Below are 19,888 nucleotides of genomic sequence, written 5' to 3'. Positions count from 1 at the left end.
GTAACGCCGAGTTACGGGTGTCCTCGCGCGCGGGTTTTTTGCCGCTGATGAAGGGGTTTTGGTCATTGCCAATAGTGCCGATTTCTAAACCTGGCTGTCTGAACACTCCCTTTCGAATGAAAAATGAACCACTGTCCTTTGAATATCCGGATGCTTGCCTATAGTAAAAGCGGCCATTGCGGAGAAGCACAGCTAGCGCCTTTTCGTCGATGCGGGTGACGGGGAAACACAAATGACACCATCGAATGCCGCGATCTATCAGTCCCAGACTTGCACGCCGGCGTCGCTACGCACGCTTGCCGGCTATCTCGAGTTGGCGCTCGACGAAGGAGAAAGCGTGGTTTTGATGCGGATCGGCGCTCAGGTGCGCAGTGTTTATGTCGGCAATCCGTCCCGTGCGTTGGAGGATATGACGGACTCGGGTGTGGTCGACGCGTTTCAGGCGGACGAGATGCTGACATTGACCCGCCTCGGGCTCAACCGGATAACGGCGGACGGCCAACAATACCGTTTTGTACGTAGTGTGCGGTACATAGCCGATCGCCAGGCCGTCGTTTTTACACCAACCTGAACTTCGGCACTGAAGTTGGAAGCCAAACAGAAGAGTATGAAGGAAAGCAAAAGGAAGAGAGATTGGGTAATTGAGTAGTGAACCTGAAAGTTTGTGACCAGGACGATACGTGATTAGGTCGAGCGGTGTCTTAAAGGCCACATTGATCTGCCTTTCTTCCGCCATTCATGGCATAGTTTGACGATTACCACATCGGGAGGAATCAAATGTCTACGTTAGAGCAAATCCAAGCAAAGCTTAAGAAACTCCAGGCGCAAGCCGACGCCCTTATTGCCAGAAAAGCACAAGTCGCGGTCGACCAGATTCGTGAATTGATGCTCAAACATGGCCTGACTACTGAGGATATCGAAGCCAAGGCAAAAGCGTCGCGGGTGGCGCGTGGCCTGAATGGCCATGCCGGCGCCGGTAAGTCGAAAAGCATCGGCCCCGCTAAAGTGGCTAAATACCGCGACCATAAAACCGGCGCAACCTGGACGGGCCATGGCCGCGCGCCGGGTTGGATTGCCGGCGTGAAAGACCGCACTCAATTCCTGATCCACGGCGCAAGCGAATTGAAGTCTGAGGCAAAGGCTGTGCTGACGCGTGTAAAGCGCGCTAAAGGTCAGCCGAAAGGCGCACAGCCGCCCAAGTACCTCAATCCGAAAACGGGCGCTACCTGGAGTGGCCGCGGTCCGGCGCCTGCATGGCTAGCGACGGTCAAAGACCGCACCAAATTCCTGATCGACGGCGCCACCGCCGCCTCGAAGGTCGCCAGCAAAGCTGCAAGCAAAGCGGGCAAAGCAAAATCGGCGGCAACCAGCGGCGCGGTGAGCAAGAAAGCCGCGGCAAAGAAAGTCGTGGCGAAAAAGGCAGCCGCTGCTAAAAAGACGGCCGCGAAGAAGGCAACGGCGGCGACCAGGAAAGTAGCGGCAAGAAAAGGCGCAGCGAAACCCGCCGCTAAAAAGATCACTGCGAAGAACCCGGCAGGGAAAGCCCCCAGAAAAGCGCCGGCTCGCAAAGCTGCAGCCAAAACGGTCGCGAACAGCGCCCCGGCAGCGCCGCAAGCCGCCCCGGTTGAAGCCAGCGCATGAGCGCAATGGAGTGCTGAAGTAGATGACTAGCACGATTGAATCACCCCGGCAGGAAGACCTGGTCGTCCTGCTGGACTCCGTGCCTCATCCGGCAGCCGATGCCGCCGAACCCTTCATTGTCGCGAGCGACCGCCGCGTGATTCTCGCTTACCCGATTGCGGAAGCCGACTTTGAACGGTTCGGACCATTCGATCCCGATGACGATCCCTTCTGCGCGGTGCTATTTCCCGACACCGTGTTTCATCGGCTGGGTCCGCCGGGCGAAGGCGATCTCGGCATTCATCCATTGGCCGCACAAGGTTTGGTCGGCTATTCGGCGCATGAAATCGAGAATTCGTCGCTGGCCGCGGAAATTGCGGCGGTCGGATCGGCAGGGGTGGCGCAGCGCCATTTCGTGATTACGTTTCAAGACTCCACGTTTGAATGCGTGGCGTCGGACTATACGGTAGTCGGCGTTTATGGCGCGGGTGAAATTGCCAGCCGGGAAGCATTCTCGCTGGTCAGATAGGTTTTAAGACCTGATAAAAGCGGAAGTAGCAAAGCGCGGTCCCGCAATGGGCATGCGCAATGCGTCCTGCGATCGTGGTTAAAGCCGGATCCCGGTCCGGTACTCTCCGTCAAACCGCGGGACGCGCACGTGGCGTCCCGCCGATTAGCTCGAGGCCACGCATGCTGACTATTGCCATTACCGCGTTCGTTACGCTCGTGATCATATTGGTGATCGCCAATCTGTCGAGCGGCGAGAAGAAGATCGAACACAAGATCGAGCGGCTATATGCAAGCGAGGATCCGCAATTCCTGCACTCGATGGGATTGCTGCTCGGGCCGCCAGTCATCTCGGGCAATCGCTTCGAAATGCTGCTGAACGGTGACCGCATTTTTCCGTCGATGCTCGACGGGATTCGTTCAGCGCGTAAGACCATCACATTTGAAACGTTCATTTACTGGTCCGGCGCGATCGGTGAACAGATCGCCCATGCGCTCGCGGATAAGGCGCGTGAAGGCGTCGCAGTGCATGTACTGCTCGACTGGCTCGGCTCGTCCAAAATGGATAAGCGCTATCTGGAGTTGCTGCGCGAAGCCGGTGCGGAAGTGATCCAGTATCACAAGCCGCACTGGACCGGCCTTGGCCGCATGAACGATCGCACGCACCGCAAGCTGCTGGTGATCGACGGCCATATCGGCTTTACCGGCGGCGTGGGTATTGCGCCGGAGTGGACGGGGCACGCGCAGGACGAGAAGCATTGGCGCGATACGCATTTTCGTGTGGCCGGTCCGGTGGTCGGTCACATGCAAGCCGTGTTCATGGACAATTGGGTCAAGGCGACCGGCAACGTACTGCACGGCCCGGACTATTTTCCGCGCGTCGAAGCGGCAGGCGACGGTCTCGCGCATATGTTCAGCAGCTCGCCGTCGGGTGGCAGCGACGACATGCAGTTGATGTACCTGATGGCGATTACGGCGGCCACGCACAGCATTCATCTCGCGAGCGCGTACTTCGTGCCTGACAAGCTGACCATCAACGCCATCGTCGAGGCCGCGAAACGCGGCGTGAAAGTGCGGATCATCACGCCGGGCAAACGCATCGATACGCACACGGTGCGTGAGGCGTCGCGCGCTTGCTGGGGCGATTTGCTCAAAGCCGGGGTCGAAATATACGAGTACCAGCCGACCATGTTCCATTGCAAATTGCTGATCGTGGACGAGTACCTGGTTTCGGTTGGATCGACCAATTTCGATAGCCGTTCATTCAAGCTGAACGATGAAGCGAACCTGAATATCTACGACCGCGATTTTGCGAAGCAGCAAACCGCCACCTTTGCGGACGATATCGGGAAGTCACAGCGCATCACACTCGACGCATGGCTGCATCGCCCTTTCAAGGAGAAGCTGATCGAAAAGTTCGTTTGGATGCTGGATACGCAGCTTTGAAAGAAGCACGGCGACGCCATGAAGAAGCGGGCTTCAGATAGCGCGCCGGGGTGTGGCTCACTAGCAGATCAGGCCACTCAGATAGGCTTCGACGGCGCAACGCGCCGAACCAGCCGCGCTACCGGTCGCAGCGGCCAAGGGGACCGCAAGCACTGTTTTGGCACGCCGACACGCGTCGCCGAAGCCGCGCAACTCGTGGGTGATCGGCCGGTCGTCCAGCCGGCGCCTCAATAGCGCCTGCGCGATGCAACGGTCGATCAACGCAAGCTGGCTATCGATATAGTCGACACACAACTGACGGCAGCGCGCGGAAGCCGCCGCCAGGGTCAGGAGCGCGGGCACGATCGAGATCGTCAGAAAGCCGCCGGCAGGAATGCGCGCCAACGCGGCGGGCGAGTCGAACAACTCTTTGCGCAGCGCTTCGAATACGGCTTGTCCCCATACCTCGCGCTCTTTTGCGAGTGCTTTGCGGCGGCGCGCGAGCGTGTCCTTCGCGTTCGCATCGACGATGTGCCCCTGGCTGACGAGCAACGCGGCGCCGTCACGTTCGCCTTCGTGAATGCAGTCGGCGCCGAGGTAGGTGGCGCTCTGATTGCGCGCGGCCAGTACCAGGTATTGCAGCGTGTCCGGTACCAGCGGATCGAGCGGGACCACTTCGCAGGTGAGCGGCTTGCCGCGCAGATGAATCGCGCAGCGTCCGTCGTCTTCCAGTGCGGGGCAGCGCGCGACGGAAGGGTAATCGTAGCCTTGCGCCGTGATGCTGAAGGTGTCGCCGGTGCGATACAGCAACGTGTCGGCGAGCGTATCGAACGCGGCGACGTCCGCTGCGTCGAGCACGCTTTCATATTGCCCGGCGCGTAGCCGCTCGCCTATGCGCTTGCGCGGCATGCGGCCAATCGCGATGCAGCCGATGAACAGATCAGGGTGCCGGAATAGCTCCGCCAATGTCATCGCCGGCGGACTGTTGCAGCATTTGCCGCAAGCCGAGCACGCAAACGAAAACGCGTTCACCATGGCCGGCGCACCGAATCCTGATAGCGCGTGAGGATGAAATGCGAAACGTCGTCCGACCGATAAGCGGCGACCAGTTGCGCGACCCACGCCTGAGTGCGGTCGCTGTCGCGTACGGTCAGCACGTTGGCGTAGGGCGAGCGCGCGTCTTCGAGACCGAGACTGTCGCGCGCGGGGTAGAGGCCCGCGCGCGCCGCGTCGCCACTTTCGATTACTGCGAAGGCCACGCTGTTCAACGAGTCGAACAGGCGCGCGCGCGGCACCTGGCGGATCTTCAGATTCAGCCGGTTACTCGTGATGTCGGCGGGCGTTGCGTGCAAGCCCGCGCTGTCCTTGAACGTCAGCAGCGTGAAGTTCTGCAGCAGGATCAGCGCGCGCGCGGCGCCGTCGCGATCGGCGGGAATCGCGATCGTCGCGCCGCGTTGCAGCTCGCCGAGGTTTTTCAGCTTGCGCGAGTACAGTGCGATCGGAAACGTCACCGTCGTGGCGACGCTCGTCAACGCGTAGCCGTGCTGTTTGCGCCGAGCGTCGAAGCTCGGCTCGTCCTCGAAACTTGCGGCGTCGATCTGTCTCGCTGCGAGTGCGGCGTCGATGGCCGTGGGCTTGTCGAATACGACGACATCGAGCGCGAGGCCCCGCGCGGCCGCGACGCGGCGCACCTGGTCCATGATCTCGGCGTGCGCGCCCGCGCTCACGCCGACCTTGATGACCTGGCTTGCAGCGACGGCGGTGGCCAGTGCGGGTTGAAGCAGCGCGGCTACAACCAGCAGCGCCGCCGCCGTGACGGCACGTGGCTTCATGACGCGTCCCTCAACACGGTGCGAAAGCCGATATGCGCGGCCGGCAAATCCGCTTCCTGCTGTTCGCGCGATGCCGCGCGATAACGCACGCAATAGTCGCGCGAGCAGAGAAACGAGCCGCCCTTGATGACCATCGGCGTGTCGTGCCGGCGGCTGAGTGGCGCGACCGCCGCCGTATCCCCATTGGTGTGCGATTGATGCGGACCGCTGTACACATCTTTGGTCCATTCCCAGGCATTGCCGATCATGTCGTACAGCCGGAAGTCGTTGGCGGCATAGCAACCGACCGGTGCGAGCCCGACGTGACCGTCCTCGCCGGTGTTCAACACGGGAAACACGCCTTGCCAGTAGTTCGCGCTCGGCTTGCCGTGTTCGTCGCGCGGGGCGGCGTCGAGGTCCGCGCCCTCGTGGCCGGCCTTGCCCGCGTATTCCCACTCGGCTTCGGTCGGCAGATCGCGGCCGAGCCAGCGCGCGTACGCGAGCGCGTCGGCTTGCGTGACCATCGTCACCGGTTGATTCATGCGGCCGTCGAGGTTGCTGCCCGGACCGGTCGGATGATTCCACCCGGCGCCCTTCACCCAGCTCCACCACGCCAGATCGCGCGCGTTCATCTCGTCGCGCGTCGGCGAGTGGAACACCACGGCGCCGCCTTGGCGTTCCGAATCGCTGACATAACCGGTCGCTTTGACGAAGGCCGCGAACTGCGCATTCGTCACGTCGGTCTGATCGATCCAGAAGCTGGCGATGTGCGTCCTGCCGTCGCCGGCCGGGCGCTCGTCCTCGTAGCCGAGCTTGCTGCCGAACACGAAGTCACCGCCATGCAGGTGCACCATGCCCGCTTGCGGATCGTCGCGCCAGCGCGCGGGCAATCCGCTGTAGCGCTCGCATTGCTGCTCGGAGCCGAGTGCCGCCAGCGGGCGCGAGCGGTTCAGATCGTCGAACGCGCCTTGTTTGCCGCCGCTGAATGCCGCCGAAGCGGCCGTCGCGGCCCCGAACGCGGCCGCCGCGATCGCGGCGTAGACGCCATACAGCGCCGCGCCGCTCTTGAGCCTGAATCGAAGCGTCATTGCGTGCTCAGTAGTAACCGCGTGGGCGCAACGGCTCGACACCGCCGACGCTGCTCATATAGTTGTTCCACTGTTGCACCAGACCATCGATCACCGACGGATTTTGCGTCGACACGTCCTGCGTTTCGCCGCGATCCGAACTCATGTCGAACAGTTGCCAGTGACCATCCACGGGACCGAGCGGCGGTTCCGTCCACAACGCTTTCCAGCGGCCGTCGGCGCTGCGCAGATAGCCGCGGCCGTAGGCTTCGTCGCCGAACGATGCGGTGTGCACCGTGGTCGTGGCCTGATCGTTGAACAACGGCAGCAGCGACTGCCCGGTGATCGGATACACATAGCGATTGTTGTAGACCACCTTGCCCTTGTTCTGATCGACGCCGGTGAGCGTGTTGATCAATGCGGGCGCGGCCTGCGTAGGCGGCGAGATTTGCGCGACGGCGAGGAACGTGGCGGTGTTGTCGGTCACGTGCGTGAAGTCGCGCAGCGTCGGCTTCTGCGAGGTCTGACCCGGCAGGTGCACGATCAACGGCGTGGACACGCCGCCTTCGCCCGAATAACCCTTGGTCAAACGGAACGGCGTCGCGCTCACTTCGGCCCAGCGCAAACCGTATTGCAGGCGTTGCGCGTTCTGCTTGCCGTTGTCCGTGCCGAGCGTCGAGTAGACCGGGTCGGCCGCATTGGCGGTGTCGGTCGCGGTCGGGTCGGCGCCCGAGTCGATCGGCCAGCCTTCCGCGCCGTTGTCCGACTGGAACATGATGAACGTGTTGTCGTATTCGCCGATGTCCTTCAGATGCTGGATCAGCAGGCCGATGTTGTGATCGAGATTTTCGACCATACCGGCGTAGATTTCGATGTAGCGCGCCTGCGCTTTCTTCTCCGCGGGCGAGAGGCTGTCCCACGTCTTGTTCACCGTGCCCGGGCCGTAGTCGGTGTAGCCCTGCACCGCGCTATGAACGGCGCTCACATACTTGGCGTTCGCCGTGCCGTTGTTCGCGATAGCGGGACTCGCGACGAGCGTCTCCGATGCGCCGCCGTATGGCACGAAGTCGTTCGGAATGGTGCCGAGCGCTTTTTGCCGCGCGATGCGCGCATTGCGGATCGCGTCGTAGCCGGCGTCGTATTTGCCGGCGTAGTTGTGCAGATAGGGTTCCGGCACCTGCAGCGGCCAGTGCGGCGACGTGTACGCGGCGTAGGCGAAAAACGGCTTGCCGTCGCCCTTGTTCGAATCGATGTACGAGATCAACCGCTGCGTGTAGAAGTCGGTCGAGTAGAACACGGCGGGGCTGCCGCCGGTGCCGCCGGGTTGTCCCGGCTGGCCGGGCTGCACGTACTTGCCGTCTTCGGTGTAGTTCTGCGAGCCCGCCAGTTCGTGCGCGAAGTGATTGGTCGCGGCGCCGCCGAGCAGCGCGTAGCTGTGCTCGAAGCCCCACTGGTCCGGCGTCTGCCCGCCGCCCGTCGTGCTGCCGACGATGCCCGAGCCGATATGCCATTTGCCGGCCATGTACGTGTGATAGCCGCCGTCCTTCAGCAATTGCGCGACCGATAGCGCGCGGTCGTTCAGGTATCCTTCGTAGCCGGGCAGGCCTTTGCGTTCGTCGGTCGGCACGCCCATCGTGCCTTCGCCGACCAGGTGGTGGTCGGTGCCGGAGATCAGCATCGAGCGCGTGATCGCGCAGACCGTGCCGGTATGGTGATTCGTCAGGATGCGGCCCGATTGCACCAGCGCGTCGAGGTTGGGCGTGTTGATTTCGCCGCCGAACGCGTGGATGTCGGAATAGCCGAGGTCGTCGGCCATGATGTACAGAATGTTGGGCCGCTTCTGCGCGACGACGGGTGCCGGCGCCGCGCTGCTCGGTAGGTTGTCGTCGCCGCACGAGGCGAGCGTGACGAGGCTGGCGACGGCGGCGCCGATGAGGCCGAGGCGAAATGCGGAGCGAGGCGATCTCTGTGTTGTCATTGTTGTGCTGACCGGATGTGTCGGGTGGCAGATGTTAGCAATGACGTCGCTCGGGCCTAAAGATCGATTTCTGCGTAGCTATGGACGATTGCCGATATAGCCGTGGCGGCTTGATCGCGGAGTCGCCGCGTGCTGTTTTGCGCCGCTAGCTGCACGCGCTAGTTGCACGCGCTAGTTGCCCGGATCGAGCACCGGCTTGTCGGGGTCCGCAAGCGTCCGATAGGGCAGCCGCGCGGCGTGCGGATCGGTCGTCGTGTCGTCGATCACGCGTTCGACGTCCGCCGTTTTTGCCAGCTCGGTGAGAAAGGTGTGCTTGTCGAAGCCGGGCGCGACGCAGCCTTCCACATAGATGAAGCGGCGTTGCAGCGTGAGCCACAGCGTCGACTGTTCTCGCCAGTGCGTGGCGACGTTCAGATTGGCGAGACGACGCTGGACTGAATCGGCGATTTCCGCGTCGTACAGATACGCGTTCGGCAGACGGCAGCGGCCCTCGATCCAGCAACTATTGCCGCGTTCGATCCGGTAATGGCTGTCGTCGAGCCATTCCTTCTCCGTTTCGAGCGGACCGAGCGGCGCGGGGCATGCGGCGATTGCTTTGGAGATCTGGAAGAACGGGTCGTGGCCGCGATTGATGCGCGTCTGTTCGGCGTAAACGTGGGTGATGCCGACGGCGATCAGCAGACTGCCGAGCCGCAGTTTGATCAGGCGATTCATCGGTCAAACGCTCCGGTTGTTGGGCGCTCAAACGGGAGAATGGAACAGCAACCGTATTCTTGCACTTCGCGCAGAGACTCCATGACTGGAACAGCCGCCGGTCAGCGTTTCGCGCGCCGGTTCTCCACCGCGAACTTGATCAACTCCGCCTGTCCTTCAATCTCGAGCTTGCGCTTCAGATTCAGCCGATGCGTTTCCACCGTGCGCACCGACAGATCGTTGCGTTGAGCGATCTGTTTGCTCGACAAGCCTTCGGCCAGCGCATCGAGAATGTCGCGCTCACGCGGCGTCAGACGTTCGACGGGTGATTGCGTCGCCGACGCCTGAATCAGCCGCGCGCCCAGTCCCGCACTGAAAAACGTCTTGCCGTCGAGCACCGCGCCGATCGCCTGAATGATTTCCGTGGCGGGCGAGTCCTTCAGCACGTAGCCGCTCGCGCCCGCACGAACCGCCTGCATCACGTATTCGAGGTTGTCGTGCATCGACAGCATCAGCACGCGAATCGCGGGAAAGCGTTCATGAAAGAGGCCCGCCAGCGCAATGCCGTTCATCCCGTTCATGCCGACATCCATCAGCACCAGGTGGGGCGTTTCGCTCGCCGCGAGCGCGAGCGCTTCCTGCGCATTGCCCGCTTCGCCGACGACTTCGAAGTGCCGCACCGCTTCGAGACGCGCGCGCAAACCGTCGCGCACGAGCGGGTGATCGTCGACGAGAAGCAGGCGCGCGATGGCGTGAGAGGCGTCGTTCATGGTCGGATGTCCTGCAAGGGCGACAGCGGCGCGTCGGATGTTTGAAGCGGCACGCGCGCGGTGACAACGGTATGGCCCGTTTGTGAAGCGAGCGACAACGTGCCGCCGAGCGCTTCGAGCCGCTCGCGCATATTGCGCAGACCCACGCCCGAGCGCCTGCCGACGAAAGCGTGCGTCACCTCGAAACCGCGGCCATTGTCCGCAATTGTCAGCGTGACCGCGTCGTGTGAGATTTCGAGCGCCAGTGCCGCGCTCGATGCTTGCGCGTGACGCACGATATTGGTCAGCGCTTCCTGGGCGATACGAAACAGCACGGTGTTGACCGCATCGGGCAGCGTCGCCCCATGCGTGTGCGTGACCTGCGTGAAGCCGATCACGATGCCGGACTCCTCGCTGAGTTCGCGCGTCAGTTGTTCCAGCGCGGCGGCTACGCCGAGATCGTCGAGCATCGACGGCCGCAGCGCATGAGATATGCGCCGCACTTCGCGCAAGGTATCGCCGAGCCGCGCGAGACTGGTGGCGAGCGCGGCTTCGGCGGCGGGCACCCGCGCTTCGCTGCGCTCGAAGCGCGCCAGCGCGGATTCGAGCAGCAGCTTCACGGAGACCATCATCTGGCTGATGCCGTCGTGCAATTCACGCGACAGGCGAGCCCGTTCGTTTTCCTGCGACTCGACCACCTGCTGCGCGAGCCGCTTCAGTTTCGCGTCGGCGCTGCGGTACTCGGTGACGTTGAGCACCAGTGCGCACAGCGCGATCACCGCGAGCCCGGCCACCGCGATCGCATCGATCCACTTCATCGTGCGATCGATGTTGGCCGCCGCGCCCGCGTCGATATGCGCGAGCGTGGTGTCGACATCGTCGAGATAGATCCCGGTGCCGATCATCCAGCCCCAGCGTTCGAGCGGCACCACGTAGCCGAGTTTCGACGCGATCTTGCCGGTCGACGGACGATGCCACAAATAGCGCACATAGCCGCCTCCGTGCGCGGCCGCGGCGATCAGTTGCTGGATCGTCGGGACGCCCTGACTGTCGCGCAGCGCCCACAGATCGCGGCCGACCAGATCGGGTTCGCGCGGATGCATCAGCGAGCGGCCGTGCATGTCGTAGACGAAGAAGTAGCCGTCCTTGCCGAAATCCATCTTCTCCAGCACGTCGAGCGCGCGGGTGCGCAGCAGCGCGTCGTCGCGCGCATTGTCCCGGCTGGTCTCGTAGAGCGGCGCGATTGCCGTGGTGGCAAGCTCGACGTAGTGCTTGAGTTCGATTTCCTTGCTCGCCATGTACGCGGCCTGGGTGGTCGCGTGCTGCGTTTCGGCGAGCGCCGTGGCTTCCCGGCGCACGCCGGTTTCGATACTCGCGATGGCCGCCAGAAAGGGCACGATCGCCAGCAGGACAATCTTGGCTTTGAGTTTCATCGTTGGAAAAACTGACGACAGGCTACGTAGTATTACGTAACCGGCTTACGTAGTTGCGCGCTTGTGAGGACGCTCACGAAGGCGAATACTACATCCCCGCGGAATACCGCGCGCGGCGGCTCGTTGCGCGTAACGGCTCGCGCCGCCGCAGGGTGCCGGGCCGCCCCGGTGCTTTCAAGCAGGCGGGAGACGCCTGTACACGGTTGATTGCCTGAAATCAATTGACCGGTTTTCCGCGCGCCGGGCCACGAGCCAGGCGCGCGGTGTCGATAATAGACTTAGGAGAAGTTCGTGGAGACCTCCCCATCCGCCGGCCGTTCATGGCTCTGGCTCATTCTGCTGATCCCGTATGTCGCGCTGTTGTGGCTGCCGTTCTATAACGACACGCATCCGCCGTTGTTCGGCTTTCCGTTCTTCTACTGGTATCAGTTTCTGTGGGTGCCGTTGACCTCGCTGCTGATTTACATCGTGTATCGAGGTGTCAAATGAATGATCTGAATCCCGTCAACCCGGTTGCGATGACCGTCTTCATCGCGTTCTTCGTGCTCGTCACCGTGATCGGCTTTTTCGCCGCGCGCTGGAAGCGGGGCGATCTGACGCAATTGCACGAATGGGGTCTGGGCGGCCGCCAGTTCGGCACGATCGTTTCGTGGTTCCTCGTGGGCGGCGACTTCTATACCGCCTACACGGTGATCGCGGTGCCCGCGCTGGTGTATTCGGTGGGCGCATATGGCTTCTTCGCGTTGCCGTACACGATTATCGTCTATCCGTTCGTGTTCGCGGTGATGCCGAAGCTGTGGAAGGTCGCGCACGCGAAGAACCACATCACGGCGGCCGACTACGTGCAGGGCGAATACGGCGGCAAGTGGTTCCCGGCGGCGGTCGCGCTGACCGGCATCGTCGCGACGATGCCGTATATCGCGCTGCAACTGGTGGGCATGCAGGTGGTGATCAAGGGACTCGGCGTGGGCGGGGAAATGCCGTTGATCGTCGCCTTCGTGATTCTCGCGCTCTACACGTATGCAAGTGGCCTGCGCGCGCCGGCAATGATCGCGTTCGTGAAGGACATCATGATCTATATCGTGGTGATCGCGGCGGTGTGGCTGATTCCGGCGAAGCTGGGCGGCTACGCGCACGTGTTCGACGTGGCCGATGCGCACTTCAAGGCCAAGGGCGGCGCGACCGGGATCATTCTGAAGCCGACGCAATTCACCGCGTTCGCCTCGCTCGCGCTGGGTTCCGCGTTGGCGGCGTTCATGTATCCGCATACGATGACGGCGGTGTTGTCGTCCGCGTCGGCGAAGACGGTGCGCAAGAATGCGATCTTCCTGCCGGCGTACACATTGCTGCTGGGTCTGATCGCATTGCTGGGCTACATGGCGATTGCCGCCGACGTGAACGTCAAGTCGGCCTCGGACGTGGTGCCGGCGTTGTTCGGCACGATCTTCCCGGCGTGGTTCGTCGGTTTCGCGGCCGCGGCGATTGCGATCAGCGCGCTGGTGCCTGCCGCGATCATGTCGATCGGCGCAGCGAATCTGTTCACGCGCAATCTGTGGCGTCCCTTGGTGTCGCCGAATATCTCGCCGGCGGGCGAGGCTTCCACCGCGAAGATCGTTTCGCTGGTCGTGAAGTTCGGCGCGCTGCTGTTCATCGTGTTCCTGCCGACGCAGTATGCGATCGACCTGCAATTGCTCGGCGGCGTGTGGATCCTGCAGATTTTCCCGGCTATCGTGTTCTCGCTGTACACGCGCCGCCTGAACACGCCGGGTCTGTTCCTCGGCTGGCTGGCGGGCATTGTGCTCGGCACCGCGCTCGCGATCTCGCAAGGCCTCAAGCCGGTGTACGCGCTGCATCTCGGCGATACGGCTTATCCGCTGTATATCGGCCTGATTGCGTTGGCGGTCAATATCGTCGTGAGCTTTGGCGTGTCGGTGGTGTCGCCGCGCAGAGCGGCGGTCACGGCCTGATCGTCGTGTTTGTCTGAATAGAACGCCGCGGAGCAGTTGTTTCGCGGCGTTTTTTATTGCGCGGCCGGTAGATTCGTCTCAGGCGTCGGCCCAGCGGCGTAGCAGATTGTGATAGATGCCGGTGAGGCTGACTACGGTGGGATCGTTCGCGCCTTTCTCGGCGGCAAGACGCTGCACGTCGTTGTCGAGTTGAAACAGCATGGTGCGCTCGCCGTCGTCGCGCACCATGCTCTGAATCCAGAAGAACGACGCGACCCGTACGCCACGCATGACCGGGCTCACGTGATGCAGACTCGAAGCCGGGTACAGCACCATGTCGCCGGCAGGCAGTTTCGCGCGATGCACGCCATAGGTGTCCTCGACGCAGAGTTCGCCGCCGTCGTAGGTGTCCGGGTCGGCCAGAAAGAGCGTGGCCGACAGATCGCTGCGAACGCGGAAATCCGTGCCGCGCAGCAGGCGGATCGCGTTGTCCACGTGCGTGCCGAAACCGTCGCCGCCTGAGTAGCGGTTAAACAGCGGCGGGAACACTTTCAGCGGCAGTGCCGCGGAAAAGAAACGGGAATTGACGCCGAGCGCGTCCTGAATCGCATCGCCGACCGCGCGCGCGGCGCGTGAGCCTTCAGGCAACTGCTGGTTGCGCTTGGCTTGCGCCGACTGCATGCCGGAAGTCGCATTGCCGTCGATCCATTGCGCCGCGTCGAGCACTTCGCGGCATTGCGCGACCTGCTGTTTGCTGAGTACGCCTTGCAGATGCAGCATCATGCGCGCGACTCCTGCGTGGGATGCCTCGTGGCGCCGAGGTTCGAGCTTGTGTTCACAGTGATGTTCTCACCCAGCGCGCGAACCGCGCCGATAGGGGACGCGGCCAGCCAGCGCTGCATCTTCGTGATGAACGCCGCGGTGGCCGTGTGCGGCACGCTCTGCAACCAGTGCAGTGCGCCGTCGATGTCGCCGCGTTCGGCCAGCAGCCTCGCGTAGTTGAATTGGCCGCGAAAATCGCCGCCTTGCGCGGCGCGCCGGTAATAGTCGAGTGCGATGTTGGCGTCGGCTTCGACTTCCCAGCCGTCTTCGTAAAAGCTGCCGACGAAGTTCAGCGATTTCGCATGCCCAAGATCGGCGGCGCGCTGGAACCACTGCAACGCCTCCACGCGATCGCATCCGATGCCATTCCCTAGCGCCAATGCCGACGCATAGTTGTACATGCCCCAGTCGAGTCCGGCGCGCGCCGCGAGCCGGTACCAGTACACCGCGACCGGCGCGCACGCCGCCGCGCCCCAGCCGTGTTCATAGCAGCGGCCGAGCATGTTCATCGCCATCGGATGATCGCGCCGCGCCGCGTGCCGGAACCAGGTGAACGCTTCTTCGACATTGCGCTCGACGCCGTGGCCGTCGAGCAGATACTGCCCGTACACGGCCTGCGCTTCGACGATGCCGTTTTGCGCGGCCGCCGCCACCCACGCGGCGGCCTGGTCGGCTGGTCCCGCGAGAATCGCGGCGAACTGGTCGTGCGACACGTTCGCCAACGCCTGCAGCGTCACCTGTTCCATCGGGCTGGCGCTTAGTAGTGCGCGTTGAGTGTCAGGAACGCGGAGCGTCCCGGCGCGATCGACGCATAGTGAGCCGCATAGGCCTGGTCGTAGTACGTGCGGTTGAAGATGTTCTGCACGTTCAGTTGCAAATCGACCTTCTTGTTGATCCGGTACGTCGCCACGCCGTCGAAGCGCCAGTAAGAGGGCACCGCGCGCAGATTCGCCGTGTCGCCGTAGACCTGCGACATGTAGAACGCGCCGCCGCCGATCGTGAACTTCGGCAGCACGTCGTAGGTGGTCCACAGGCTGATGCTGTTCTTCGGCGTGTTCGGGAATTGATGCCCGTTATCCGACGTGGTCTTGCCGTTGTTGCGCAACTCGCTTTTCAGGTACGTGTAGCCGCCGAATACTTGCCACTTGTTCGTCAACTGGCCGGCCACGCCGAATTCGAAACCCTGTACGCGCTTGTTGCCGACCATCGCGTAGGTGTTGTCCGGCAGCGTGACGCGCGCATTGGTCGTGTCGATCTGGAAGATCGCGCTGGTCAGCGAGAGCTTGTTGTTCAGCACGTTCCACTTGGTGCCGACTTCGACGCTGCGGTTCTTTTCCGGCGCGAGCTGAGCGGCGTTGCTGCCGATGCCACCGCGGCCCGGCGTCAGCGACTGCGTTTCGCTGCCCTGGCCGAGCAGCGCGCCCGCCGGCGTCGACGAGGTGGAGATCGACGTGTAGATGCTGCCGTTCGACGCCGGTTTGAAGACGAGACCGAACTGATAGTTGAACAACGTATCGTCACGCGACACGCGGCCGGCGCCGTTGGCGACGGTGTTGCGGAAGTCGGTCGAATAGTCGTCCACGCGGAGGCCGACGTTGGCTTGCCAGCGTTTGGTCAGCTCGATCGTGTCGAACGCGTAGAGCGATTGAGTGGTGGTGCGCTGCTCGCTCGGGTCGTTGGTCTGCTTGACCGAACCGGCCCACGGGTCGTTCGGATTCGGCGACCACAGGCTCGTGCAGTTATTCCCCGACGCGCCGCCAATGCCGTTGGTCTTGCAGATCGCGCCGGAAGCGGCGGCTACCGTGTACGAGTCGTTCACGCTGGTTTCGCGCGACACTTCGAGGCCGGTGGTGAAGCTGTGCTTCAGGAAGCCCGTCTTGAACTCGCCGAACAGTTCGGTCTGGTTCGCGAGGCTGTAGACGTTGCTCGCACGCGTGTTCGCGCGGCGCCACACCATGCCGTTCACGACGTTGCCCTGGCTGTCGTCCGGCTGGGTCCAGATGTAGTCCTGGCTCGACTTCGTGTAGCGCGTCGTGTTGCGGATCGTCAGGTTGCTGTTGATGTCGTGCTCGACGCGCACCGTGCCGATATCCGAAGAGGTCTTGCGGAAATCGCGGTCGATCAGGCCGTAGAAGTTGTGGCGGTCAACGGGAGCCGGATAGATCGTGCTGACGTTCGCCGGCTTGTTGGTGGTCGTGTAGAAGTACGGAATACCGCTGTCGGGCAGGTCGTCGGTCGTGAGGTGGTAGTAGCTCGCCGTCACCCGGGTCGGCGTGCCGAGGCCATAGGTGAACGACGGCGCCACGCCCCAGCGTTCGTTGTTGACGGCGTCGCGGCCGGACACGTCGTTGTTGTGGCTCATCAGGTTCAGGCGGAACGCCGCGTGATCGGCCACTTGCCAGTTGCCGTCGGCGGTGAAGCGACGGTAGCGGTCGGTGCCCAGACCCACGCTGCCGTCGGCGGACGTGCCCAGATGCGGGGTCTTGGTGATCAGGTTGATGCTGCCGCCCGCGCCGCCGCGGCCGCCGAACGCGCCGTCCGCCCCTTTGGTCACTTCGACGCTTTGGATGGTGAACACTTCGCGGGTGGTCGCGCCGACGTCGCGCATGCCGTCGACGAAAGTGCTGCCTTGCGCGTCATAGCCGCGGATGAACGGCCGGTCGCCGAGCGGGTTGCCGCCTTCGCCCGCGCCGAAGGTGATGCCGGGCACGGTGCGCAGCGCCTCGGTCAGCGTGGAAGCGCCGGTGCTCTGGATCAGTTCCTGCGGAATGACGGTCACCGACCTCGGGGTATCGAGCAGCGGCGCGGTGAATTTGACCGACGCGGAATGATCCGTCTTGAAGCCGTCGTCCGTCTGGCCTTGCACGGCGATCGGCGCGAGCTGCGCTTCCTTGTCAGGCGGTGCCGTGCCCGTGGTGGCCTGTGAGAGGGCAGGGGCGGCAGCCAACATGCTGCACAGCGTCGTGCTGATTTTGCCGAGCTTTGGTTCGTCGGACCGGAACTTCATTTTCATCCCCGTCGTCAAGTTTCTGAGCCGGAGCAGGCGTGGCGATTCTTACTCCGGGATTCCATATTTATTACAGAGTGTTGTCGGCGTGCATTCTATGCAATTGAAGTGTAATTGAGAAGCGTTCTCAACAAAATTTTTAAGGAACGTTTAATTCTGGTCGGAGTGGGTCTGTTAGGTTAAACGGAGATGCGTGAAATTGGATGATTTAGGCGGGTTTTTGATGGTGATGCGCGATTGTATGAGGGGCGTAACACCGGCGCATCTGCGCGGAACAGCGGAGTGGGCGAGCGGCAGTGCGCGGGTCGAAGCGCGGAAACGACGAAAATCAACCGCTCGACGAGCCGGTTTGGGAGCTCGGCTCAACCATTTTCTTTCAAGCGAATAACAAGTCGCCGGTGCTTCGCGACTCGGAAATCGGTGTGCGGCCGGACCTTCTTCAGCACGCGTTCGGCGGGCGATGCATCATCGCAAGCCGAACGCGAGCCGCTGGAACGCTAGAACCGCTCCACCCGAAACGGCTGCGGGTCCACGATGGTCGCCTCGCCGGTCATCATCTCGGCGATCAGCCGGCCCGTCACCGGCCCTAGCGTCAGTCCGTGATGCGCGTGGCCGAATGCGAACCACAATCCCCGGTGATTTTTCGCGGCCCCGATGACCGGCATCATGTCCGGCGTGCACGGGCGGCCACCCATCCACGGTTCGGTGTCGAGGCGCTCGCGCAAGGGGAACAGCGTGCGCGCGATTGGCTCGACCGCTTCGAGTTGCGTCGGCGTTTTCGCCGCGTCGCGCCGCGCGATTTCCGCGCCGGTGGTGAGGCGGATGCCGCGCGCCATCGGCGCGAGCAGATAGCCGTTCTCGACATCCAGCACCGGATGATTCAGCCGCGCGGATTGTTGCGGCGCGTAGTGCATGTGGTAGCCGCGCTTCACGGCCAACGGCACGCGATAGCCGAGCCGAGAACTCACGCGATCCGACCACGGTCCCAACGCGAGCACCACCGACTCGGCCTTGATCGTTTCGGTATCCGTATCAACTTCCCAGCCTTCACGAAGCGTGTCCGCGTCGCCGATGAAAAACCGTCCGCCCAGTGCCTCGAAATACTTCGCGTAGGCGGTCACGAGCGCATTTGGATCGCTCACAGAGTCGGAATCGGGGTAGCGCAGGCCGCCAAGCAGGCGCTTGTCGAGGTCGGGCTCCATCTGCTGCAGGCGTGCCGTGTCGAGCGTTTCGAACGCGACGCCGTACTCGCGATGCCATTGTTCGGCGAGCCGGTTCTCCGCATCCTGGGCGGCGCCGCTGCGAAACACCTTGATCCAGCCGATCGGGCGCAATAGCGCACTCGCGCCGGCGGCGTCGGCGAGCGCGCGGTGTTCGCTCACGCAATGTTCGATCAGCGTCGAGTACGACTTCGCGATTTCGGCGTGCCTTGCCGGGTGGGAGTTGCGCCAGTACTGCCAGAGGAACGGCGCGGTCTTGAGCATCGCGTCGGCATGGTAGCGAACGTCCGGCGACTGGTTGCGCGCGTAGCGCAGCAAGGTCCCGAGGTCGCGCGGAAACGCGTAGGGATAAACGCCCTCGCGCTGAATCAGCCCGGCATTGCCGAACGACGTTTCGTTGCCGGGCAGTTTGCGGTCGAGCAGCGCAACCTGACGGCCGCGTTTTTGCAGATGCACGGCGACGGATACGCCCACAATGCCCGCGCCGAGCACGACGGTATCGAATTTCATGCTGCCGGTTTGCCTCGCTTGAAGTCGGTGGGTTCAAAGATCGCCGCGAGCCAGTCGATGAACGTGCGCTGTACGTGCGTTGCGCGCGCGTCGCCTCACTCGTGTGACGGCCGTTTCGTTTCACGAGCGGGGTGTCGGTTGGGCTCGTGCGGCGCGCAGTCGGCGGGCGGTCCGCAGCGGGGTTTCATCTTACAGTGATCCGTTCGCGATTCCAGCTTCCACCGGCTTGGTGAGCGGCATCGGCGGCAAGCGGAACGATCGTGCAGCGCGTCGAAAGCGGGAAGCTGCTGAAGGGTCAAGGTAGGCACGCTGTAAGAGCGCACGAGCCCGCCTGTGCGGCCAACGACCGGCCCTCTGAAGGACCCGCGCAAGCACGCGTCAGCCACGTTCGAACACGCTTCAGGACCACCCGCAGAGCCATCGACATCGGCGCCCGGCTCGTCAGCGTGTAAACTGCTGACTTTTTGTCTCCGGTGGTATGTTGCAAGCCCCCCAGCGCACAACGCTCAGCGGCCCCGCGCTCGTTCGCTTACTGGCGCGTCTGGCGGATGTCGAAGTTCCCGAATCCAGGCAATCGCTGTCGGACCGGCTGAGCCAATGGCTCGGCTGGACCGACGCGATTGCGTTGTCGTCGGCGCTAAACGGCAGTCCGCCCGCCGGGGCGCGCGTTTTCGGCGGCGCCGAAGAAGCCGAGTGCGTGCGTCTGCGCAGTTCGCTGACCAAGGCCGTCGTCGGCGACAGCGTGCTCGCCACCGCGCGGCGGGATCGACGCGCGCCGCTGCACATGCACATGCACAGGCAGATGCACGCGCAAATGCAAGGCGCCGTGGACGCGCCGGTCGATTACGCGGTATTCCGCCAACGCTACCAGGCGATCCAGCAGTCGATGGAAACGGCCATTGCCAATCTGCGCGGCCGGCTGCGCGGCATGCTGGCGGCGCGGACGCCGGCGCTGGCCCGGCTCGCGGTGGTGGATGCCGTGATGGAACGCGCGCTCGGCGAACGTGAGCGCAATCTGCTGGGCGCGGTGGCCCGCCGGGGGGGCGGGGGGGGGGGGGGGGGGGGGGCGCCCCCCCCCCCCCCCCCCCCTCCCCCCCCCG

19 protein-coding genes are annotated in these 19,888 nt (G+C 63.3%); 7 read left to right on the top strand and 12 right to left on the bottom strand.

The annotated features are described in order from the left end of the window. Positions 1 to 190: hypothetical protein (locus PQR02_RS36265; protein ID WP_408242693.1), on the bottom strand; the 190-nt coding region annotated here is incomplete at its 3' end. Positions 191 to 232: 42 nt separating this feature from the next. Here PQR02_RS36265 and PQR02_RS36260 point away from each other — a divergent pair. The 4 genes from PQR02_RS36260 to cls all read left to right on the top strand — a co-directional run bounded on the left by PQR02_RS36260 (position 233) and on the right by cls (position 3,573). Beyond that, a complete protein-coding gene (locus PQR02_RS36260; RefSeq protein WP_408242692.1) occupies positions 233 to 571 on the top strand; it encodes a hypothetical protein in 339 nt (112 codons plus the stop codon). A 206-nt stretch (positions 572 to 777) separates the two neighbouring features. Then, positions 778 to 1,641 carry an H-NS family nucleoid-associated regulatory protein gene (locus tag PQR02_RS36255; protein WP_408242691.1) on the top strand — a complete coding sequence of 288 codons (864 nt, stop codon included), beginning with the start codon at positions 778 to 780 and terminating at the stop codon, positions 1,639 to 1,641. A gap of 22 nt (positions 1,642 to 1,663) precedes the next feature. After that, complete coding sequence (locus tag PQR02_RS36250) at positions 1,664 to 2,149, top strand: hypothetical protein (RefSeq protein WP_408242690.1); 486 nt, start codon at positions 1,664 to 1,666, stop codon at positions 2,147 to 2,149. A gap of 161 nt (positions 2,150 to 2,310) precedes the next feature. Next, on the top strand, positions 2,311 to 3,573 hold the full coding sequence (gene cls / locus PQR02_RS36245; RefSeq protein ID WP_408242689.1) for a cardiolipin synthase: 1,263 nt from the start codon (positions 2,311 to 2,313) through the stop codon (positions 3,571 to 3,573). A 60-nt stretch (positions 3,574 to 3,633) separates the two neighbouring features. On the opposite strand, the gene PQR02_RS36235 is transcribed toward cls, so the two are convergent. The 7 genes from PQR02_RS36235 to PQR02_RS36205 form a co-directional block, all read right to left on the bottom strand. Beyond that, a complete protein-coding gene (locus tag PQR02_RS36235) occupies positions 3,634 to 4,524 on the bottom strand; it encodes a hypothetical protein (RefSeq protein WP_408242694.1) in 891 nt (296 codons plus the stop codon). 56 nt (positions 4,525 to 4,580) lie between these two features. Continuing rightward, positions 4,581 to 5,384 (bottom strand): MetQ/NlpA family lipoprotein, encoded by an 804-nt coding sequence (locus PQR02_RS36230; protein WP_408242687.1) that lies wholly within the window; start codon positions 5,382 to 5,384, stop codon positions 4,581 to 4,583. Next, the gene (locus PQR02_RS36225; RefSeq protein ID WP_408242686.1) at positions 5,381 to 6,451 is read right to left on the bottom strand and encodes a formylglycine-generating enzyme family protein; all 1,071 of its coding nucleotides are present in this window, start codon (positions 6,449 to 6,451) and stop codon (positions 5,381 to 5,383) included. Before PQR02_RS36225 ends, PQR02_RS36230 begins: the two co-directional genes overlap by 4 nt. 7 nt (positions 6,452 to 6,458) lie before the next feature. Then, entirely contained in the window at positions 6,459 to 8,408 is a 1,950-nt protein-coding gene (locus tag PQR02_RS36220; RefSeq protein WP_408242685.1) for an arylsulfatase, read from the bottom strand. Positions 8,409 to 8,579: 171 nt separating this feature from the next. Further along, a complete protein-coding gene (locus tag PQR02_RS36215) occupies positions 8,580 to 9,122 on the bottom strand; it encodes a hypothetical protein (RefSeq protein WP_408242684.1) in 543 nt (180 codons plus the stop codon). Between the two features lie 101 nt (positions 9,123 to 9,223). After that, positions 9,224 to 9,871, bottom strand: a complete 648-nt coding sequence (locus tag PQR02_RS36210) for a response regulator (RefSeq protein WP_408242683.1) — start codon at positions 9,869 to 9,871, stop codon at positions 9,224 to 9,226. Then, positions 9,868 to 11,283: a cache domain-containing protein gene (locus PQR02_RS36205; protein WP_408242682.1), complete on the bottom strand. Its 1,416-nt coding sequence runs from the start codon at positions 11,281 to 11,283 to the stop codon at positions 9,868 to 9,870. The genes PQR02_RS36210 and PQR02_RS36205 overlap by 4 nt, the downstream gene beginning before the upstream one ends. 291 nt (positions 11,284 to 11,574) lie before the next feature. On the opposite strand from PQR02_RS36205, the gene PQR02_RS36200 reads away from it, so the two are divergent. Next, on the top strand, positions 11,575 to 11,772 hold the full coding sequence (locus tag PQR02_RS36200) for a DUF3311 domain-containing protein (RefSeq protein WP_408242681.1): 198 nt from the start codon (positions 11,575 to 11,577) through the stop codon (positions 11,770 to 11,772). Beyond that, positions 11,769 to 13,250 carry a monocarboxylate uptake permease MctP gene (gene mctP, locus PQR02_RS36195; RefSeq protein ID WP_408242680.1) on the top strand — a complete coding sequence of 494 codons (1,482 nt, stop codon included), beginning with the start codon at positions 11,769 to 11,771 and terminating at the stop codon, positions 13,248 to 13,250. Before PQR02_RS36200 ends, mctP begins: the two co-directional genes overlap by 4 nt. A gap of 78 nt (positions 13,251 to 13,328) precedes the next feature. Here the strand turns inward: mctP and PQR02_RS36190 are convergent, their stop codons facing one another. The 4 genes from PQR02_RS36190 to PQR02_RS36175 form a co-directional block, all read right to left on the bottom strand. Beyond that, entirely contained in the window at positions 13,329 to 14,012 is a 684-nt protein-coding gene (locus tag PQR02_RS36190; RefSeq protein WP_408242679.1) for a Fe2+-dependent dioxygenase, read from the bottom strand. Beyond that, positions 14,009 to 14,797, bottom strand: a complete 789-nt coding sequence (locus PQR02_RS36185; protein WP_408242678.1) for a tetratricopeptide repeat protein — start codon at positions 14,795 to 14,797, stop codon at positions 14,009 to 14,011. Before PQR02_RS36185 ends, PQR02_RS36190 begins: the two co-directional genes overlap by 4 nt. Before the next feature lie 11 nt (positions 14,798 to 14,808). Beyond that, positions 14,809 to 17,058: a TonB-dependent receptor gene (locus tag PQR02_RS36180; protein WP_408242677.1), complete on the bottom strand. Its 2,250-nt coding sequence runs from the start codon at positions 17,056 to 17,058 to the stop codon at positions 14,809 to 14,811. A 497-nt stretch (positions 17,059 to 17,555) separates the two neighbouring features. Further along, the gene (locus PQR02_RS36175) at positions 17,556 to 18,788 is read right to left on the bottom strand and encodes an NAD(P)/FAD-dependent oxidoreductase (protein WP_408242676.1); all 1,233 of its coding nucleotides are present in this window, start codon (positions 18,786 to 18,788) and stop codon (positions 17,556 to 17,558) included. Positions 18,789 to 19,266: 478 nt separating this feature from the next. Between PQR02_RS36175 and PQR02_RS36170 the strand changes: the two genes are divergently transcribed. Continuing rightward, positions 19,267 to 19,888, top strand: a 622-nt coding sequence (locus tag PQR02_RS36170) for a DUF3348 domain-containing protein (protein ID WP_408242675.1), incomplete at its 3' end; no start/stop codon positions are given.

Source organism: Paraburkholderia sediminicola, from assembly GCF_046026895.1.
GTDB lineage: Bacteria > Pseudomonadota > Gammaproteobacteria > Burkholderiales > Burkholderiaceae > Paraburkholderia > Paraburkholderia sediminicola_C.
The sequence above is the reverse complement of the archived record's forward strand: the minus strand, read 5'-3'. Positions and strand labels throughout refer to the sequence as shown.

What these genes read in the sequence shown, in the direction of transcription:
- PQR02_RS36180 (WP_408242677.1), bottom strand. Translation starts at nt 17,058, where the DNA reads ATGAAGTTCCGGTCCGACGAACCAAAGCTCGGCAAAATCAGCACGACG.
- PQR02_RS36230 (WP_408242687.1), bottom strand. Translation starts at nt 5,384, where the DNA reads ATGAAGCCACGTGCCGTCACGGCGGCGGCGCTGCTGGTTGTAGCCGCG.
- cls (WP_408242689.1), top strand. Translation starts at nt 2,311, where the DNA reads ATGCTGACTATTGCCATTACCGCGTTCGTTACGCTCGTGATCATATTG.
- PQR02_RS36255 (WP_408242691.1), top strand. Translation starts at nt 778, where the DNA reads ATGTCTACGTTAGAGCAAATCCAAGCAAAGCTTAAGAAACTCCAGGCG.
- PQR02_RS36190 (WP_408242679.1), bottom strand. Translation starts at nt 14,012, where the DNA reads ATGATGCTGCATCTGCAAGGCGTACTCAGCAAACAGCAGGTCGCGCAA.
- PQR02_RS36210 (WP_408242683.1), bottom strand. Translation starts at nt 9,871, where the DNA reads ATGAACGACGCCTCTCACGCCATCGCGCGCCTGCTTCTCGTCGACGAT.
- PQR02_RS36235 (WP_408242694.1), bottom strand. Translation starts at nt 4,524, where the DNA reads ATGACATTGGCGGAGCTATTCCGGCACCCTGATCTGTTCATCGGCTGC.
- PQR02_RS36175 (WP_408242676.1), bottom strand. Translation starts at nt 18,788, where the DNA reads ATGAAATTCGATACCGTCGTGCTCGGCGCGGGCATTGTGGGCGTATCC.
- PQR02_RS36260 (WP_408242692.1), top strand. Translation starts at nt 233, where the DNA reads ATGACACCATCGAATGCCGCGATCTATCAGTCCCAGACTTGCACGCCG.
- PQR02_RS36205 (WP_408242682.1), bottom strand. Translation starts at nt 11,283, where the DNA reads ATGAAACTCAAAGCCAAGATTGTCCTGCTGGCGATCGTGCCCTTTCTG.
- PQR02_RS36185 (WP_408242678.1), bottom strand. Translation starts at nt 14,797, where the DNA reads ATGGAACAGGTGACGCTGCAGGCGTTGGCGAACGTGTCGCACGACCAG.
- mctP (WP_408242680.1), top strand. Translation starts at nt 11,769, where the DNA reads ATGAATGATCTGAATCCCGTCAACCCGGTTGCGATGACCGTCTTCATC.
- PQR02_RS36215 (WP_408242684.1), bottom strand. Translation starts at nt 9,122, where the DNA reads ATGAATCGCCTGATCAAACTGCGGCTCGGCAGTCTGCTGATCGCCGTC.
- PQR02_RS36225 (WP_408242686.1), bottom strand. Translation starts at nt 6,451, where the DNA reads ATGACGCTTCGATTCAGGCTCAAGAGCGGCGCGGCGCTGTATGGCGTC.
- PQR02_RS36250 (WP_408242690.1), top strand. Translation starts at nt 1,664, where the DNA reads ATGACTAGCACGATTGAATCACCCCGGCAGGAAGACCTGGTCGTCCTG.
- PQR02_RS36220 (WP_408242685.1), bottom strand. Translation starts at nt 8,408, where the DNA reads ATGACAACACAGAGATCGCCTCGCTCCGCATTTCGCCTCGGCCTCATC.